An 18,277-nucleotide genomic window follows, 5' to 3' on the forward strand; every position below is an offset into this window, starting at 1 on the left:
TAAAGGTTTATTTTATTGCGTTTAACATATCAATTCTGCCTTCGTTTACCTGCTTTAAGATCAATTCACCAAAAAGTGTATTTTGCCATGCAAACCATGCGCGGGTAAACTTCTCAGGGTTGTCTTTATTGAACGATTCGTGCATAAATCCTGTTCCGGCATCGGTATCCATAAGCATTTTTATACATGTCTGAATTTCTTTTTCGTCACGGCTAGTGAATGCTTTCATCATGATACTCATAGGCCATATCATATCATATCCGATATGGGGACCACCAATACCTTCCCCTGCTGTTCCTTTGAAGAAATATGGATTATCTTTACTCCACACATATTTTCGTGTGTTCTGATAGATAGGGTCATTAGCATCCATATCTCCTAAATAAGGCATTGCCAATAAACTGGGCACATTGGCATCATCCATAAAATACTGGTTTCCAAATCCATCTACTTCGAAAGCATAGATCTGACCGTATTTAGGATGGTTAAAGATAGCATATTTTTTTAAGGCTGTCTCAACTTCCTGTGCCAAATTTCCACATTTTTCTGCTAACTCAGGTTTCTTGTTTACTGTTGCCAATATTTCGGCTGCTTTTCTTAACGAAGTAACAGCAAAAAAGTTAGATGGAACTAAAAACTGAAATGTTGTGGCATCGTCCGACGGGCGGAAAGCCGATGCAATAAGTCCTACAGGTTTGACAGGGTTGCCCCATCCGTCGTTATTCATTGTATCCAGTTGACGCTCTGTTTTGCGTTGGAATTTGTACGGGCCATTATCATTCTTACGTTGTTGTTCGTGAAACGTTTGTAGTACCAGTTCGATCGCTTGCAGCCATTCTTCATCAAAAACGCTTGCATCTCCTGTTGTTTTCCAGTAATGGTATGCCAGGCGTATCGGGTAGCAAAGTGAGTCGATCTCCCATTTGCGCTCGTGTAACTCCAGCTTCATATCCGTCATGTCGCTCATCCATTGGTGATCGGGATTCGGGTCGTGCGGATCAAGAAAAGCATTGGCGTATGGGTCGATAATGATACATTTAAATTGTCGGCGGATAACTCCGGCAAGCATTGCCTTCAGTTCGGGATCACTGTTTGCCAATTGCACATAAGGCCACACCTGAGCACCTGAGTCGCGAAGCCACATGGCGTGTATATCTCCGGTGTAGACAACCGTGTCGTCTTTGCCGTTGGTCTTGCGATAGCGGACAGTGGTGTCCAGCGTGTTTGGAAAACAGTTTTCGAACATCCATGCCAGTTTCGGATTTTTAATCATTTTCTTAATCCGTACTATCTCACTTTCTACAGCCTTCGATTTGAATAATCTTTGATCAACGGGTGGGCGGTTGCTTTTAAAGTCGGTAGGAACGTTATAGCTTACCACGGTATTATCCTTTCGGATAGTCATGTCATGAGCCGTTGCTTTTCCTCCCATTAATAATGTTGCAGCCGCTACGGCGCATAATCCAATGTTTTTCTTTCTTTTCATATCTTCTTTATGTTGATTTTTTCATTTATTGATAGATGCAAGCTTGCCATACATTTCTACCATTGCGGCTTGTGTAAGCAACCACTTTTTCTCATCTTTTTGCTTTCCGCTCCAGTCTGTATTGAACAGTCCGTTGCCTTCACGCATGTTGCTCCATGCATAATCCATATTTTTTTGGAAAGCATCTATATATGTTTTGTCATTATCCAAATGATATAATTCAACAAATCCCCTCAGCATAACAGCAATAAACCATACATCACTTTTCTTCAACAGCTTGAATTGTTGCCCGTCAGAAGTCGTAAAATCTGTAAAGAAATAATTATATGCAGATTTTGCTATGTTCTGGGCATCGGTAAGATAAGCTTTGTCTTTTGTGAGCTTATATAACAAAGATGCAGATTGTAGCATCTGCCCGCTATTGTATGGAAATTTAGCCTCACCTATTTTTCCGTCCAGCCTTATGTTGTCAAAGTACAAATAGTCGGAAGGGTCTTGCAGGTGTTTTTTTGTCCATTCATACAGACTTTTACCTTGTTGAAAGTAAGTGCTGTCTTTGGTAGCTTCAAATAATTTGAGAGCAAAAACTGCTCCGGGTGCATTCGAACATGTGTTTTTTGATTCTCTTTTTTGTTCGCACCAATAGATTCCGCCACCCAGATTGTCATCGATACCACTGGCTACGAATTCCCATATCATTTTAGCTTTTTGCAGATATTTGTCTTCTTTGGTTAGCATGTAAGTATCAGTAAAGTCGATCCCCAACCATACATTATCATCATAAAACCGGTCGGACTGAGGTGCCGTGTTTATGTATGATGCATACGCCGACGGATTCCGCTTTTGGTCGAAATATTCTTCCAGTCCGGGCAGTACTTTCGAATCAAGGATTTCCTGATATTTCTTATCCTTGGTTGTTTCAAACAAGGCGTTTACAGCAGAGAATGTTCCTGAGTAAGGCCATAGATACGAATATTGGTTTGGAATATTCGCTTGCTCTTGCGATGCCAGATACGTAGCCGTATACTTGTCATCGAAAGGATAGTTTTCACGCAGCAACTTGGTATCGGGTGCCGAATAATTTTGATACAGAGAGTCCAGCGTTAGCCGGGCTCTCTGTAGGTTAGAACTCGTATTGCCTTTATCTTTTGGGCTACAGCCTATTGTGGCAACACTAATTGCAAATAAAAAAATGTACGTAAGTTTCATTATCTTTTACTTTTTCAAATTCTCGTATGCAGCTTTTGCCTCTATCAGCATACAACCACTGGCCTGTGATGTAAGTTGGGTAAAGCTTACCGGAGAAGAATCCCACGAAGAACCAAACAGAAGGTTGTCTTCATATTCTCCTTTTTTGTATACACCGGTAGTCCAAAGTACATAGGCATTGTTGTTTAAGAAAGTGACAAATTTATGACGGTATGCTTCATCCAAGTCGTTCACTTTGATAAGCTCGAGGAAGTAGCGGATGAATATTCCTTTAAACAGACCGTTGTCTCCTGTTCCTTCGTCTCTCAATACATTGCTGCTTGAGTTTGTAAGGGTAGAGATGGTATAATTGGCTGCTCTTTTTGCATCATTCAAATATACTACATCTTTGGTGATATTATATAATTCTACTCCTGCTCCCACGTAGGTACCTTCATTGTATGTAAGAGCCGAGCCTTTTACTTCTCCCGATTCTACAATGATATTGTCTTTCACCTCACCTGTCGAAGATACTACCAGCGTTTGTTTTTGCCAGTCGTATATTTTCTTCGCCCATTCGAGGTCTTCTTCGTTCTGAGTTATTTGATACAGACGTGCTCCGATGATAGCTGCGGGAGCATTTGAGCAGGCATTCTTTGTAAATTCTACCCACGATCCGGTACACCATCTGATACCACCGCCTACATCTTCAGACCAGGCATCTTTGATCCAGCCCCACAACTGCTGAGCAGCATCTAAGTATTTTTGATCTTTTGTGATATTGTATAGGCGGATCATAGTCAATGCATTCCACTCCATATCGTCAACATAGGCATTCTCATAAGTATTTCCGTTTTTTATCTTAATGCCTGCAAACCATTTGTCGAAATAAGCACTGTATTTGCTATCGTTTGTGCGCAGATAAGCATCTATCACTACATCCATAGCATGAGCATTGGGCCAATAGTGGAATGTAAGTTCCTTGTCGTCGTTTCCGTAGTTGAAATAGTTGCCTGTTTCGTTCCAGAATTTATTTATCAAAGCATTCGATGCGCTATCAGCTGCGGCATTCCAATCGTATTCTATCAAAGTTCCGTACGAATACTCATCCTTGGGATCGCTGCAAGATGATAGGGCTAGCAAAACAAATGCTATAAATCCGAAATATATATTTTTCATAAGCTTCATATTCTTTATATCTAAGGAGATTGACCCTACGGTTTTCTTTCGGGTCAATCTTCCCGATTAATATCAGATTTTATTTATCAGAGAGAAACCTCATGTGTATAAGTATCTCCTGTCATTTTTACAGTAAGATTAACGGTTTTTCCGTCAAAGTCGCTTGCAAATTTCCATTTGTGATCCCATTGAGATATAGAAGTGTATATAGCCAAGTTGTAATAGCTGGCTGTTCCCGAAGGTGTACCATCTTCGTTTGCATTAGCCGGACCCCAGTCTTCTAAAGATTCTGTTCCTTTCGTATCTTTGAGTGATACCCTGAATTTGTAACGTTGGTCTCTACCCCACGATTCTTGTTTGAATGTAACAGGACCTGCTCCTTTCCAAACACCTTTTCCTTGGTAAGACAGTTTCCATTCAACACTATTTGTTGGGCAGAACCAGAATCCTACTTCTGTAATTTCCACAGGGGTAGAAGCTGAAGCCGATCCGAAATCAATTTTGATGCGATATACTCCATTCAATGTATTGGCTGTACCTTCAGCACCTTCTTTTAACTTACCGTCTGCAATATAATATTCAGCAGGACTTCCCGATTTGGAGTCTACAAATTTGTATGTGCCGCCCGCAACAAGCTTAACATATACTTCGTATTCACCTTCTCCCAAACGGTGCATTGGCAAAGCATTGCCCAAGTCGCTTCCTGCCTCAGAACCTTCTCCTGTGATGAAAACCTGTCCCGGATCTTCCAGTCCTTCGATTCTTGTAACTGTAATCTTATTGCTCACTTTGCTTATTTTCTGGTTAATACCTCTCGATGAAGCTACAGTCCAAGCCAAGGTTATTGTTTCACCCGGTTCGGCTCCTGCTAATGCTGCTACCTTGTTTAATATTTTGTGAGAGATATCTGCTCCGCTGGAATATCCATTAAGATCTGATGAAAGTACGAAAAGCGGACTCGAAAAATCTCCTCCATCTTTGTCAAAGTATACTTCGTACAAAGGTGCGCCGCCGTCTTGGGCAATGGCAGGCTCCCAAGAGAAATAAAGAGAACCGCTTGATGTAAGGTTTATTGCTTTTTCGGTAGCCGGCTCATATAGCTTTTTGACTTCGGTAACATCTGCGTTTTTAAATTCCATGTCGTCCGTTCCGCAGGCAGTCATTAGCATAACAAATGAAAGCAATACGAATATGTTGTAAAATATCTTTTTCATAATAGTATGTTTTTTCTATTTAATTAATCTTTAGGTTATTTATTCGGAGTAACCGGGATTGTTTGGTTTTAGGTTCGGGTTCTTAACTATTTCTTCGATAGGAACCGACCATAGATAGTCTTTTCCTTCATTGAATTTTCTTGAATCCAATGTTATATACGAAGAATTGTTATTGGCGAATTTAGCTCCGTTCACTACTCCATTCAGATATTTTGTTCCTTCTTTCCATCTTACGATGTCGTAGTAGCGCAGTCCTTCGAATACTAGTTCTATGCGGCGTTCACGATGAATTAATTCACGCATTTCGTCTGTAGACAATGTTGAAGGGTAGTTTAGAGCACTCGCTGCTGTGAATCCTGCTCTTGTGCGTATTTTCTTAATGGTAGCATCCCATACCGATTGGTTCATCTTGTTTTGTTCAAGCATTGCTTCTGCGTACATTAATAAAACGTCGGCATAACGGAACATGATAATATTGTTCTCTTGTGCATAGTCTCTTAATGTCTTTCGGGATTGCGGATCAAAATACTTACGCATATAATAACCTGTAACCGACTTGTTGGAGCTTACACTTTCCCAAGAGTCTTTCGTTCCTGTTCCATAAGCAGTACGTATCGTTGATACCTTTCCATTCTCATCTACCCATTTGAAACCATCGTAAACAACACTGGCTGTCAGGCGTGGATCTCTGTTGGTATATGGAGAGCTTGGGTTGTAAGCAGGGTCTTTGCTGATTGCATAACCATTGATTGTCCAATAGTCGTCTACAAGAGCTTGTGTCGGTGCACATGAGTTTAAGAAAGCTCCCAAAGTCATCGGTACACGTGCATACATCTCAGTCCATGCGCGGATTGTCGTTGCATAGCCATAGTCGAGGATAACCTCATTGTTATATTTGTTTTGAGATTGGAACAAGCTTTCGTAATCGCCAAACAGTTCATAAATACCATATTTACCTTGCTGATTAATAAGCATATCAGTATATTTTTCGACCATTGGCCAATTGTTTTCATACAGATAAGCTCGTGCCTGAAAAGCAACAGCTGCAGCATTGGTTATACGTCCTTTGTTGGTGATTGCACCTTTTGAAGGCAATATGTCTCTGATTTCATCGAGCTCGTCGTGCACAAATTGCAAAACAACAGACTTTTGTGTGCGCGATATGGTCTTTGCCTGAGCCAGCGTAATATCTTCTGTGAAAAAAGGAACGTCACCGTAAAAATAAGCCAAGCGGAAGAATAGAAACGCTCTGATGAAGCGAATCTCAGCTTTTCTTGTTGCTTTAAGATTTTCGTTCATTTCGGGGACACGGTCTATGTTCTCTAAATATTTATGGCATGTTTTTATTCCTTCATAAGCCCATTTCCATTCGCTGGCAAATAGCCCAAGAGAAGGTGTTGCCATGCCATTACGGATTTTTCGTGGATCATTATCATCTCTGGCCTGAATTACATTGTCAGTCAAGGCTTCGTCTGTCCACATCTTTTCGGAGTTATACATTTGGTTGTATGCCATATTGACCAATAGTTCTGAGTTTTCAACTGATTGCCAGTATGTTTCATCTGTATGCTTGTCGTAAGGCATTTGGTCGAGGTTGTTACACCCTGTGAATATAAACGCTCCTATTGACAATAAGAACAGATATTTTATTGTATGTCTTTTTTTCATTTTTGTATCGTTTCTTTTGTTAGAATTCAATGTCTAATCCAAAGCCAAAATACTTGAGGGCCGGGTAGTTACGTGCGCTATTAGCATTGCCTTTCATATTTGAGTCAAGCTCGGTAGATTCGGGATCGATCCAAGAGTTTTTACTTAATGTAAACAGATTTTGAGCATTTACATATGCACGTACTTTTTGCAGCATCAGTTTATTTGTCAAGCTTTTAGGAATTGTATATCCTAGCTGTATATTTTTCAGTCTTAGATATTTTCCATCAAATCGATTGATTTCTGACCCCATGCCATAATTATTCGAATTGGAAACTGAGCCTATTCCTGCCAAACGAGGGTAAGTGGCATCGGTATTCGTTGGAGACCAGAAGTCTAGTTGATGTTTGTAGATCGTATACGAATAGTTGGAGTGGAATGGTTCTACCAGCTCACCACGTATCATCATATCACGTTTTCCAACACCTTGGATAAAGAAGTTAAAGTCAAATCCTTTCCACTCAAGGTTATAAGTGAAACCGAATGTGTAACGTGGAAATCCATTTCCTATAACAAAACGATCTTTCTCATCAATCACTCCGTCGTTGTTGCGGTCTACATATTTTACATCACCCGGGCGAAGATCTGAAGCTGAAATACCTACTGGCAAGACTGATGCCTGGATTTCTTCCATTGTTTTATAGAGCCCGTCAGTTTTATATCCATAATATGAATGGAATGGTAGCCCTACTTCATTAATAAAGAAATATTCGTCAACTTTTATAACTTCTCTTCCTCCTACAAGCTTTGTAATCTTATTTTGAGTATCTCCTATATTTCCTGAAAAATCATGGGAGAATTCTCCTGTTTTCAGGTGATAGTTTAATGTAACTTCCCAACCGTGATTTTTCATTTCTCCAATATTTTCCGAGTTAAGAGTTGTCCCGAATACTGTTGGAACCTGTGGTGGTAATAAGATATCTGATGTTGTTTTATTGAAATAATCGAATGTTCCGGATAAAGCCCCTCTTAGGAACGAGAAGTCTGCTCCGATGTTGAATGTTTTTGATTTTTCCCACTTCAGGTTCTTGTTTCCAAATTTATATCCGGCTCCACCAACAACGTCATTGTCGAATGCGTATGTGTTTGAATATAACTCGTAAGTGACGATGGTCTGATACGAAGGGATATTCTGGTTTCCTAATATACCGTATGATCCACGAATTTTAAGATCTCCCAGTTTGTTTTTATAGAAATCCATAAATGACTCATCGGATATTCTCCATCCCAAAGATAAAGAAGGGAAGAATCCCCAACGGTTCGCTTTCGCAAACTTTGAAGAACCATCTTCTCGGAAACTGAATTCAGCATAATATCTTTCCAAATAATTGTAAGAAGCACGTCCGAGTATTGAAGTAATACTTTCTTTGCTTCGATTTTGTAGTGAAGAACTTCCAGATTCAGGAGTTTCTGTCGGAACACCTAAAATAGGATCTGTATTAATGAATTTTACTTCATTGTTTTTGAATGTATATGACTCGTTAGTTGCTCCGAATAACAAGGATAGATTGTGAGAATTGTTGAATGTCTTTTGATAATCCGCCAAAAGCTGATAGTTCATCAATCGTTTATTCTCATTGTAATCTTCTGTATTCCTCTTAGCGTTCATTTTCATGTCGGGGATTGTATTGTTCTCGTTGTTATACAAATCCACCTCTTTTCTTCTAATGAAACGATGATAAGCGTATATATCAGCTCCCACAACTCCACGCAACTTCAATCCGTCGATGATTTTTACTTCAAGATTAATGTTTGCATTAATGTAGTCGGTATTTCCTTTCTCGTATCCCGATTCTTTTAATCCTGCCAACGGGTTCTGGTCTGTAAGCAAGCTGTTTACAAGATATTTTCCATTGTCGGCTTGCATTTTAGTCCAGTAGTATGAAGGTATACGCGATGAGTTGATAATTGCATTTCCATCAACCGATTTCTTTCCGTCGTCGCGGGTATATGATAAAATTGAAGAAAGCTTGAAGCGTCCTACTTCTGTCGAAAGATTTGAACGCAGATTGTAACGTTGTTTTCCATAGTTAGGCCCAACAAAGTTACTCTTCTGATCAAAGTACGCTCCAGAGAACAAGTAAGTCGTATTCTCGTTACCACCCGAAACGCTCATATTGTACGACTGTTGCATTGCCGATTGTATAATCTTGTCAAAGTTCCAGTACTCTTCGCTTCGGTGATCGTATAGGTCACGTACTTCTGCAGGTGAATACATTGCGCTTTGCCCTACATTTGTCAATGACAGGTTCTTCAATATCGCATTTTGGTATCCTTCTACGGGTCTGTACAGAATGGTAGGGTCTTGTGTACCAAGTTGCATTCCGAGACGAACGGTAGGACGTTGATTTTTCTTTCCGCTCTTGGTTGTAACCAGTATGACCCCATTCGCTGAGCGTGATCCATAGATGGCAGCTGTTCCCGCATCTTTCAGTACCGAAACATTATCAATATCGCCGGGGCTTAGTTTGTTCAAACTGGCATTATCGGTTACTAATCCATCAATAACGATCAAAGGAGAATTGTTATTCATTGTAGATAGTCCTCGAATGTTGATATTCAGATTATTGTCATTCGGGTCCATGCTGCGTTGTTGGATTGTCAAACTAGGTGAAGCTCCTTGTAAGGCTTGAGTAACATTGGCCACAGGGCGTTCTTCTATCGTTTTTGCCTTTACCTGATCAACGGCTCCCACTGCGCTTTTGCGGGTAGTAGTACCGTAACCGATCACAATAACTTCATCCAGAACCTTTTGGTCTTCCTTCAGTTTTATCTGAAAGTTGGAGTTGTTTCCTACTGTAATATCTTGTGTCAAAAATCCGACATAGGATATTTGTAATACATCATTTTTGTTACACGAAATAGAAAAATTACCGTCCAGGTCGGTCATTGTTCCATTTGTTGTCCCTTTTATTACTACACTAACACCAACAAGAGGCTCTCCTGTTTCATCTTTCACAGTTCCTTTTACTGTGTTTTTTGCAGAAGGTGATTGTTGATGCTCATTAATATTGCCAGTCTGGGCATTTAAGATGCATGGCGTCCCGATGAATAACAGGGACAAGACTAAACTGACAAAGTTTTTTTTGTACTTTCTCTTAATCATACCATAGTTAGATTTAAATAAAAGATTGTTTTTGATTAATTCGCTTTAGGTCTAAATTTGAAATAGACATTCTGAGCATTTTGATTAAATTAGATTCGGATTAGGTTGATCACTCTTTAGGTTATATTTTTCATTTTTACAGGTTTTAGAGGTTAGTGGTATTAGTCATCTTTTCCGAAAGCAAATATATCTTCTTCTTAAAACTTGCAACAATAGTACAAAAGTAATTCTGTGGGCATGTCTTAAATATATACTACATTGTCTCAAATCTATATCCGTGGCTTCTGTTAATACGGATTTGTTTCTCGTTTACTATATGTAAGATATTTATCTTTGTCATAATCTTATATCAGAATTAGGACAAAATACATCCATGAAAAAAATCGTATTAAACGCTTCATTTTTTCTGATCGGTCTTATATTGTGTCAGAATATAAATGCATATAATCTCCGCCAGATATCCAATCATGATGGATTGTCAAACAGTGCGATACTCTCTATTTGTCAGGATAAAGACGGCTTCTTGTGGTTTGGCTCTTGTGATGGGCTCAATATGTTTAACGGTCTTAGCATTCGGGTATACAAACCAACGGATGAAAAGAACAACTTGTCGGGTAATCTTATCGAAAATGTATTGGAAACAGAGGATGGTATCCTTTGGGTGTACACAAACTATGGGCTCAACAGGTTGGATAAACGCACTAAAAAGATTGATTCATTCAATCAGTTCAAAGGGCGCTATCTGATACAAAAAGATAAGAACAATCATATCTTTATTATAAAAGAGGATGATTGTATCTATTATTATAAAAAGGAGACCAAAACCTTTGAGAAGATAATATTAAGAGGATTGAAATACAATGATATTCTCAATTTTGTGATCACTTCCGATAACAAGCTTCAGGTATTTACAAAAGATCAGTCTAATCCCGCATACGTTATAAAAGAGAGTAGAGAAGGAGATATAAATCTGGAAAAAGAAAAGCTGTTTTCTCATAATGAAAATCTCTTGTATTGTTTCTACGAAAGAGGCATCTCGGATGTTGTGTACTTTATAGACAATGCCTACACCTTGTATGAATATCATTTCGCCGATAAGAAAAAATACTATGTCAGGAATCTTAAAGAGATTATACAGAAGAATGGTGAGATATCTTCGGTAATAAAACATCATAACGATTACTTTATCGGATTCAAGACCAATGGGCTGTTGAGATTGAAATATGTATCCGATAAGCTGGATAATTACCAGCCTGAAGATATAGGAATCAAATCGGGTATTTTCTGTTTGATAAACGACCGCTATCAGGACTTGGTTTGGATAGGTACCGATGGACAAGGGGTGTATATGTATTCGAATGATATGTACTCGATCAGGTCTGCGGTGTTCAATACATTTACGGCGAATATAGAAAAGCCGGTGAGAGCTTTGTTTTTGGATAAAGAAAAAACATTGTGGATAGGAACAAAAGGGGATGGGATTGTGAAAATAAAGAATTATGATTTCAATCAGGCTCCTTCTAAATTCTCACTCGAATATAGTAATACAGGAAATTCTGCCCTGACCGATAATTCTGTATATGCCTTTGCAAAGAGTAAGAAGAATATATTGTGGATTGGTTGCGAAGAAGGACTGAGTTACTATTCGTACAGCGACAGATCGATAAAGCGAGTACCGCTGATAGCGAACGGAGAACCCGTAAAATATATACACTCTATCTGTGAACTTAACGACTCTACGCTATGGCTGGCGACAGTGGGTACGGGGATTGTAAAAGTATCAGTCTCAGGAACTCAAAATGCTCCTGTATTCAAAAATGCAAGCCGTGTTACGATAAGAGACGGCAGGGACTCTCAGAATTATTTTTTTACAATCTATCAGGAAAACGATTCCATATTATGGTTCGGAAACCGAGGATATGGTGCATATAGCTTAAATACAAATCAACATAAACTGGATACGCTTGTGCCCGATAAGGGGATAAATCAAACGTTGAATGATATATTCTCTATTATTAAGGATTCGAACAATGCATTTTGGTTTGGTACTAGTTTTGGTCTGGTTAAGCACGTTTCAGGTAGAAGTGACAAGATATTTAATGAAAGAAACGGCTTTCCGAATAATACGATTCATGGTATATTGGCCGATGAGAGAAATAATCTTTGGCTGAGTACCAATAGAGGAATTATCAAATTTAATATAGAACAAGATAATTTTCAAACATATTCAAATCTCAATGGCTTGCAGATTATAGAGTATAGCGATGGAGCTTATTTCAAGGATGAGGAATCCGATATCTTATTCTTTGGTGGTATCAATGGTTTTGTGGCTATCTCGGAGACGGGTATGGCTCAGCCTGAGTATTTTCCTCGCATTCAGTTTGACAATCTGATGATTTTCGGTCAGGAGAAAAACATATTCGACTTTTTACAATCGAATGGAGAAAATGAGACGCTTGAACTTAATTACAATCAGAACTTCTTCTCTATATCTTTTACTGCACTCGACTACGTAAACGGGAATAATTACACCTATTATTACAAACTGGATGACCTGAGTAAGCAGTGGATTGATAATGGAACGTCCAATAATATTTCCTTTACAAGTTTATCGCCCGGAGAATATACATTGTTTATAAAATATATGAACCGCCTTACCGGAAAGGAAAGTCCTGTATATTCGATAACAATAAAGATAACACCTCCGTGGTATCTTTCGCCATTGGCGTATGTGTTGTATGCAACAATGGTGATATCTGTTATATATTTGCTTATACGGGCAGCTATTATAAAAGACAAGAAGAAAAAATATAAGGCGATGATGAAAATAAAGCAACGTCATCAGGAGGAAGTACACGAGTCTAAGCTGCGTTTCTTTACCAATATCGCCCATGAATTTTGTACTCCGCTGACGTTAATATATGGGCCTTGTAACCGTATCTTGTCGCATGCCGGTTCCGATAGTTTTGTGAGGAAATATACACAGCTTATACAACGGAATGCCGAGCGTCTGAATGACCTGATTCAAGAACTTATCGAGTTTAGGCGGATCGAAACCGGTAATAAATCTCCTCAGATAGAGCCGCTCTCTATAACAGATATAGCACATGATATAAGCGACTCGTTCAACGACTTGGCCGAGTCCAAAAACATACAATTCAGCAAGGATATTGAAGACTCTTTGGTTTGGAATTCAGACCGGGGATTTATATATACGATCTTGTCTAATCTAGTGTCGAATGCATTCAAATATACGGCTATCAATGGATTTATAGAGGTTGAAGTATATCAGGAGAACGATGAGCTGTTGATGATTATATCCAACACGGGGAAAGGGATTAAAGCAGAAAATATAACAAGGATCTTCGACCGATATAGTATCCTCGACGATTTTGAAAATCGAGAAGGGAAGAGAGAATTCTCCCGCAATGGTTTGGGATTGGCCATTTCTTATAGTATGGTGAAGTTGCTGGATGGTACAATTGAAGTAAACAGCATACTCGATGAGCGTACCGACTTTATTGTGAAACTACCGCAAAAGGAAGTCTCCGATGTATTGATTGATAAGAATCAGGCTTTACCCGAAATCACGATAAGAAAGGATTATGAGCCAATGATGGAGCTCCCCAAATATGCCTTTGATAAGTTGAAGCCAACCATTTTTATTATTGATGATGATGTGGAAATTTTATGGTTTATCAGTGAGATATTTGCCGATGAGTATAATGTTATTCCTATAGATAAGCCATTGCTCGTGGATGAGATGCTGACACAGATACATCCCAATATTATCATTTGTGATGTTATGATGCCCGGCAGGGATGGAATCTCTCTTACGAAGGAAATAAAATCGGATAAAAAGACAGCACACATTCCGATGATATTGGTTTCGGCAAAACATACAATTGAGGAACAAATAGAGGGATTATCGTCGGGCGCAGAGATGTACCTTGCTAAGCCTTTTAATGCAGACTATTTGCGCACATCTGTAAAGCATCTTATTTCGCGCAAAGAAACACTGAAGGACTATTTCAGTTCACCGTTGAGTGCATTCGACCTATCGGAAGGTAAGATGACTCACAAGGAGAATACAAAGTTTATTCAGGATATCTACAATATCATCGAAAAGAATATAATGAATAGCAAACTCTCGGCTCAGTTTATTGCCGCAGAACTGAATATGAGCCCACGTCACTTGTATCGTAGGTTGAGCGAAGTAGAAAGCGATAGTCCGGCAGATATGATAAGGGAGAGCCGTTTGTACATAGCCCGAAACTTACTGTTAAATACCAAAATGACAATTGATGAGATAATTTATAAATCGGGATTCTCCAACAGAGCGACCTTCTTCAGGCAGTTTGCTCAAAAGTATGGTTGTACACCTAAGGAATATAGAGATAGGGAAATGTATGATGTGTAGTGTGAAAATATAAAGTAAAGTCACAATAAAAAAGCTCTGATAATTTTATCAGAGCTTTTTTTGTATGATTTATAACTAACGAAGATTAGTTAGTAATGCCTAATTTAGCTTTTACTTTAGGTGAAGCATCTACAGCAGTTGTAGGGCTTGTATAAAGAGTTGCCGCAAAATTAAAGATATAAGTATAGCCATTTTCGTCGCCAACATCTTTGATCGCTTTTCTCAATTTTTCTTGCAATGGAGTGATCAATGCTTGTTGTTCTTTTTCGTATTCTTGTTGGCTTGTTTGCAAGAATGTTTGATATCTGTTTTGCAGATCTTCCAACTGTTTTTGTCTGTCAAGTACGATTGATTCGGTAAGTCCGGTTGTGTCTCCCTTGAAAGCCTCAACTTTATCGTTGTACTCTTTTTCTAAAGCTGTCAGATTTTTTCTTATCGTTTCGCTTTTTGTTGCAAGTTTAGATTCAACTTCTTTTAGTTCCGGCATTTTAGAGAACACCTCTTCTGCATTTATAAATGCCAATTTATCTTGTGCAAATATTGAAACCGGAGCAACAATCAGCAGCAATAAAAATAGTTTTTTTAACATAGTGTATAAGTCTATTTGATTAGTTATTCTTTATTTAGGTGACAAATATAAATAATTATTTTGAATATCCGAGCTTTGCTAAAACTTCATTACTTATATCTATTCGGGGGGAAGCAAAAATAACACTTTCGGCTGATGATCTGTCCATCACTAGCTGATATCCTTTGGCTTCCGATATCTCTTTTATTGCGTTGTAAATGTCGTCCTGTATGGGTTTTACAAGGGCTTCTCTTTTCTTGAAAAGTTCGCCTTCGGGTCCGAAATATTTACGATTCAATTCTTGTAAACTCTTTTCTTTTTCTACAATTTCGTTTTCTCTTTTAGTCTTTTGCTCTCCCGATAGAAAAACAAGGTCAGACTGGTACGACTTGTACATGTTTTTTACTTCCTGCTGCACCTTGTCAACTTCTCCCTGCCATTTTTTAGACATTACGTTTAGTTGTTCCTGAGCAGTTTCGTACGTGCTTATATTTTTTAATATATATTCCATATCTATCAATGCAAACTTCTGAGCATAGCTTCCGGCTGCAATTCCGATAAATAGAGCAAATAGTAATAATAATCTTTTCATAACTGTCAAATTTAATGTATTATATCTATTAGACGCACAGTTAATCTTTTAGTTTAGTAACTTGCTTATAAATAATGTTAAAAGGCTTTTTAGAACTCTTGTCCAATGATAAAGTGGAATTGGCTTCCGCTGTTATCACGAGATCCATTGATCGGGTCGAATCCGTATGCCCAGTCTATACCCATTAGTCCAATCATCGGTAGCATGATACGTGCTCCAAATCCTGCCGAACGTTTAAGATCGAATGGATTGAATTTATTCAGATCGCTCCAAGCGTTACCTGCTTCAACAAAACCCAGTAGATAGATCGTAGACGATGGTTCGAGGATAAGCGGATATCTCAACTCAAGAGCCAGACGAGAATATGCACTGGCCTGTGTGCCCAACGATCCGTTTTCATATCCACGAAGTCCGATTGTTTCTGTTGCGTATGTGCTCGAATATCCCGACATACCATCACCCCCCATATAGAATGTTTCGAATGGAGATTTCTTATTCTTGTTGAAATAACCCACAAATCCATACTCGGCACGAGTCATCAATACAGGAGTTTTCACCACATCAGATAATGATGTATATGTTCTTGCTTTAAATTTCCATTTGTGATATTCTATCCATGTGAATTTTTCGCTTGGCTCATAATAACCATCGATTTTCTTCATCGACGCATAGTCTTTGCCATCCCACAACGAGAATGGAGGTGTTACCTGTAAGCTAAGAGATAGATCTGTTCCGCGACGTGTGTATATAGGATTGTCGGTAGATCTTCTGCTCAATGTAAGATTCAAGCTTAGGTTGTTTGCAATACCATCTTTAACGATGAAGTATGCCCAATCTTTCATGCTATATCTTTGATAAGACAACTCTGTTTGGAATGTAAAATAGTCATCAGGCCATGTCAAACGTTTTCCGTAGCCTACCGATAGTCCGATCATTGTTATCGATTTGTTCGGGTCGGCTGCAAAGCTGTAATCTCCATAACCACTACCATAGCTACTACCATAGCCACCATAATAGCTGCTTAGAGCAGAATAACCATAACTGTTGTTTATGTAGCGGCTGTTTATATCTGTTTGACGAGAATAGTAAGCACCTACAGATAAGGAGTTAGGACGTTTTCCTCCAAACCAAGGATCGAAGAATGAAACGGAATATGATTGATAATACTTAGCATTTGTTTGAGCACTAAGAGTCAATGTTTGTCCTTCACCTTGAGGAATAATTCCTTTGTATGTACCCGGGTTGAATAAGTTTTTCAAAGAAAAGTTTGTAAACTTCAAACTTAATTTACCTATAATACCTGTTTGTCCCCATCCCGCAGAAAACTCTACCTGGTCGTTTGCTTTAGATACCAAAGGTAAGCCTACATCAACTGTTCCTGAATCTTGATCCGGTTCTATTTTCGGATTATTTAATTGCTCAGGGTCAAAGTGTCCCATTTGAGCTATTTCACGTATCGAACGGATAATGTCATCACGACTGTATAGAGCTCCCGGTTTTATTCTTAATTCGCGGCGTACGATATCTTCATATACTCTATCGTTACCCGATATTGTTACTTTACGGATTTTAGCTACAGGGCCTTCTGTAATACGTATCTCCAGGTCAATAGAGTCATTCTCTATGTTCACCTCTACAGGGTCGGCATTAGAGAATAAGTAACCATGATTTTGATAGAATACATTCATCACAGCTCCTTCGTCTACCGAAAGACGTTCGGTTAGTTTCTTCTGATTGTAAACATCACCCGGTTTCATATTCAACTGTGTTTGCAATTGCCATGTTTGATACACGGTATTACCTACCCATTTGATGTCTTTAATGAAGTATTGTTTACCTTCATCAACTTTTATGTCGATGTTTACCTTGTCAGGTTTACCTTCTGCATCAGCCGTATATACTGTATCCCAAAGGATTGTAGCATCACGGTAACCCAACTCGTTATATTTGGCTATCAAGTTGTTCTTGTCTTCTTCAAAGCTTTCAGGTACATACTTTGTAGAACGGAGGAAGTTGGCAAGCCAAGACTTAAAATTGCTTTTATGTCTGGTCTTTTTCATCGCTTTTTCGAGCGTTCTGGTGGCTACCTCTTCATTCCCTTCTATGGTGATTCTGTTCACTTTGGTCTTGTTTTTCTTAACTACATCTATGTTAAGAATAACATGATTTTCTTTCGACAAGTCAGGCGTTTCAGTCAGAGATATTTCTGCTTTGTTGAATCCTTTTTCGTCAAAGTATTTTTTTATGATTGTTTTGGCTCTGTCCATTTGGTATGGCGTGATTTGCAGATTTTTCACCATACCTACCTTAGCGGCGATATCCTGACGTTCCGACTTTTTCATTCCTGTATACACGATATCAGAAATACGAGGCCTTTCTTTCAGGTTGATTTCGAGCCATATTTTATTACCTTCTATTTTTGTAGCGGCAATTTTCACATCCGAGAATAATCCTTGTCTCCAAAAGCGGCGAACTGCATTTGTTACTTCAGGGCCGGGTACCTCTATTATATCTCCGACTTGTAGCTGTGCAAAACCAAACAATGTGTAATCTTCATACATCGGATTCACTAAACCGGTGAGTTTAAGGTCGGCAATTTCATACTTCTTACTGGAGTTGTATGTAATTAGCGGTAAATCCTGAACATTTGCTTCAAGAGCCTTATTCACATTTTTGATTTCGGTGCTGTCTACCCCTTGTGCTTGTATTCCTGTGGATACAAGGCATAGAATAACAGTCAGAAAGAATAAACCTTTATTTAACATATTTGGTCTAAGAATTATTATCGAATAATATTTTTATTAGTATTAATGTTAC

10 protein-coding genes are annotated in these 18,277 nt (G+C 38.7%); 1 reads left to right on the forward strand and 9 read right to left on the reverse strand.

Going from position 1 to position 18,277, the window contains the following annotated elements:
- Nucleotides 1–7 precede the first annotated feature (7 nt).
- From BGO84_RS04770 to BGO84_RS04795, 6 genes are all read right to left on the reverse strand, one after another.
- Nucleotides 8–1,486 carry a glycoside hydrolase family 125 protein gene (locus BGO84_RS04770; protein ID WP_291028017.1) on the reverse strand — a complete coding sequence of 493 codons (1,479 nt, stop codon included), beginning with the start codon at nucleotides 1,484–1,486 and terminating at the stop codon, nucleotides 8–10.
- A gap of 21 nt (nucleotides 1,487–1,507) precedes the next feature.
- On the reverse strand, nucleotides 1,508–2,695 hold the full coding sequence (locus BGO84_RS04775) for a glycoside hydrolase family 76 protein (protein WP_291028019.1): 1,188 nt from the start codon (nucleotides 2,693–2,695) through the stop codon (nucleotides 1,508–1,510).
- Between the two features lie 6 nt (nucleotides 2,696–2,701).
- Complete coding sequence (locus tag BGO84_RS04780; protein ID WP_291028021.1) at nucleotides 2,702–3,853, reverse strand: glycoside hydrolase family 76 protein; 1,152 nt, start codon at nucleotides 3,851–3,853, stop codon at nucleotides 2,702–2,704.
- A gap of 86 nt (nucleotides 3,854–3,939) precedes the next feature.
- Nucleotides 3,940–5,067: a SusE domain-containing protein gene (locus BGO84_RS04785; RefSeq protein ID WP_291028022.1), complete on the reverse strand. Its 1,128-nt coding sequence runs from the start codon at nucleotides 5,065–5,067 to the stop codon at nucleotides 3,940–3,942.
- A gap of 39 nt (nucleotides 5,068–5,106) precedes the next feature.
- Complete coding sequence (locus BGO84_RS04790) at nucleotides 5,107–6,735, reverse strand: RagB/SusD family nutrient uptake outer membrane protein (protein ID WP_291028024.1); 1,629 nt, start codon at nucleotides 6,733–6,735, stop codon at nucleotides 5,107–5,109.
- Nucleotides 6,736–6,754: 19 nt separating this feature from the next.
- The gene (locus tag BGO84_RS04795) at nucleotides 6,755–9,880 is read right to left on the reverse strand and encodes a TonB-dependent receptor (RefSeq protein ID WP_291028026.1); all 3,126 of its coding nucleotides are present in this window, start codon (nucleotides 9,878–9,880) and stop codon (nucleotides 6,755–6,757) included.
- 373 nt (nucleotides 9,881–10,253) lie between these two features.
- Between BGO84_RS04795 and BGO84_RS04800 the strand changes: the two genes are divergently transcribed.
- Nucleotides 10,254–14,300, forward strand: coding sequence for a two-component regulator propeller domain-containing protein (locus BGO84_RS04800; protein ID WP_291028028.1), 4,047 nt, complete (start codon nucleotides 10,254–10,256; stop codon nucleotides 14,298–14,300).
- Nucleotides 14,301–14,385: 85 nt separating this feature from the next.
- Here the strand turns inward: BGO84_RS04800 and BGO84_RS04805 are convergent, their stop codons facing one another.
- The 3 genes from BGO84_RS04805 to BGO84_RS04815 all read right to left on the reverse strand — a co-directional run bounded on the left by BGO84_RS04805 (nucleotide 14,386) and on the right by BGO84_RS04815 (nucleotide 18,225).
- Complete coding sequence (locus BGO84_RS04805; RefSeq protein ID WP_006843850.1) at nucleotides 14,386–14,889, reverse strand: OmpH family outer membrane protein; 504 nt, start codon at nucleotides 14,887–14,889, stop codon at nucleotides 14,386–14,388.
- A 55-nt stretch (nucleotides 14,890–14,944) separates the two neighbouring features.
- Entirely contained in the window at nucleotides 14,945–15,460 is a 516-nt protein-coding gene (locus tag BGO84_RS04810; RefSeq protein ID WP_006843849.1) for an OmpH family outer membrane protein, read from the reverse strand.
- Nucleotides 15,461–15,549: 89 nt separating this feature from the next.
- On the reverse strand, nucleotides 15,550–18,225 hold the full coding sequence (locus BGO84_RS04815; protein WP_135104578.1) for a POTRA domain-containing protein: 2,676 nt from the start codon (nucleotides 18,223–18,225) through the stop codon (nucleotides 15,550–15,552).
- Between the last annotated feature and the right edge of the window lie 52 nt (nucleotides 18,226–18,277).

It is taken from the genome of Dysgonomonas sp. 37-18 (genome assembly GCF_001899125.1).
Classification (GTDB): domain Bacteria; phylum Bacteroidota; class Bacteroidia; order Bacteroidales; family Dysgonomonadaceae; genus Dysgonomonas.

Coding starts and splice junctions, on each gene's coding strand:
- BGO84_RS04770 (WP_291028017.1), bottom strand. CDS start 1,486: ATGAAAAGAAAGAAAAACATTGGATTATGCGCCGTAGCGGCTGCAACA.
- BGO84_RS04775 (WP_291028019.1), bottom strand. CDS start 2,695: ATGAAACTTACGTACATTTTTTTATTTGCAATTAGTGTTGCCACAATA.
- BGO84_RS04780 (WP_291028021.1), bottom strand. CDS start 3,853: ATGAAAAATATATATTTCGGATTTATAGCATTTGTTTTGCTAGCCCTA.
- BGO84_RS04785 (WP_291028022.1), bottom strand. CDS start 5,067: ATGAAAAAGATATTTTACAACATATTCGTATTGCTTTCATTTGTTATG.
- BGO84_RS04790 (WP_291028024.1), bottom strand. CDS start 6,735: ATGAAAAAAAGACATACAATAAAATATCTGTTCTTATTGTCAATAGGA.
- BGO84_RS04795 (WP_291028026.1), bottom strand. CDS start 9,880: ATGATTAAGAGAAAGTACAAAAAAAACTTTGTCAGTTTAGTCTTGTCC.
- BGO84_RS04800 (WP_291028028.1), top strand. CDS start 10,254: ATGAAAAAAATCGTATTAAACGCTTCATTTTTTCTGATCGGTCTTATA.
- BGO84_RS04805 (WP_006843850.1), bottom strand. CDS start 14,889: ATGTTAAAAAAACTATTTTTATTGCTGCTGATTGTTGCTCCGGTTTCA.
- BGO84_RS04810 (WP_006843849.1), bottom strand. CDS start 15,460: ATGAAAAGATTATTATTACTATTTGCTCTATTTATCGGAATTGCAGCC.
- BGO84_RS04815 (WP_135104578.1), bottom strand. CDS start 18,225: ATGTTAAATAAAGGTTTATTCTTTCTGACTGTTATTCTATGCCTTGTA.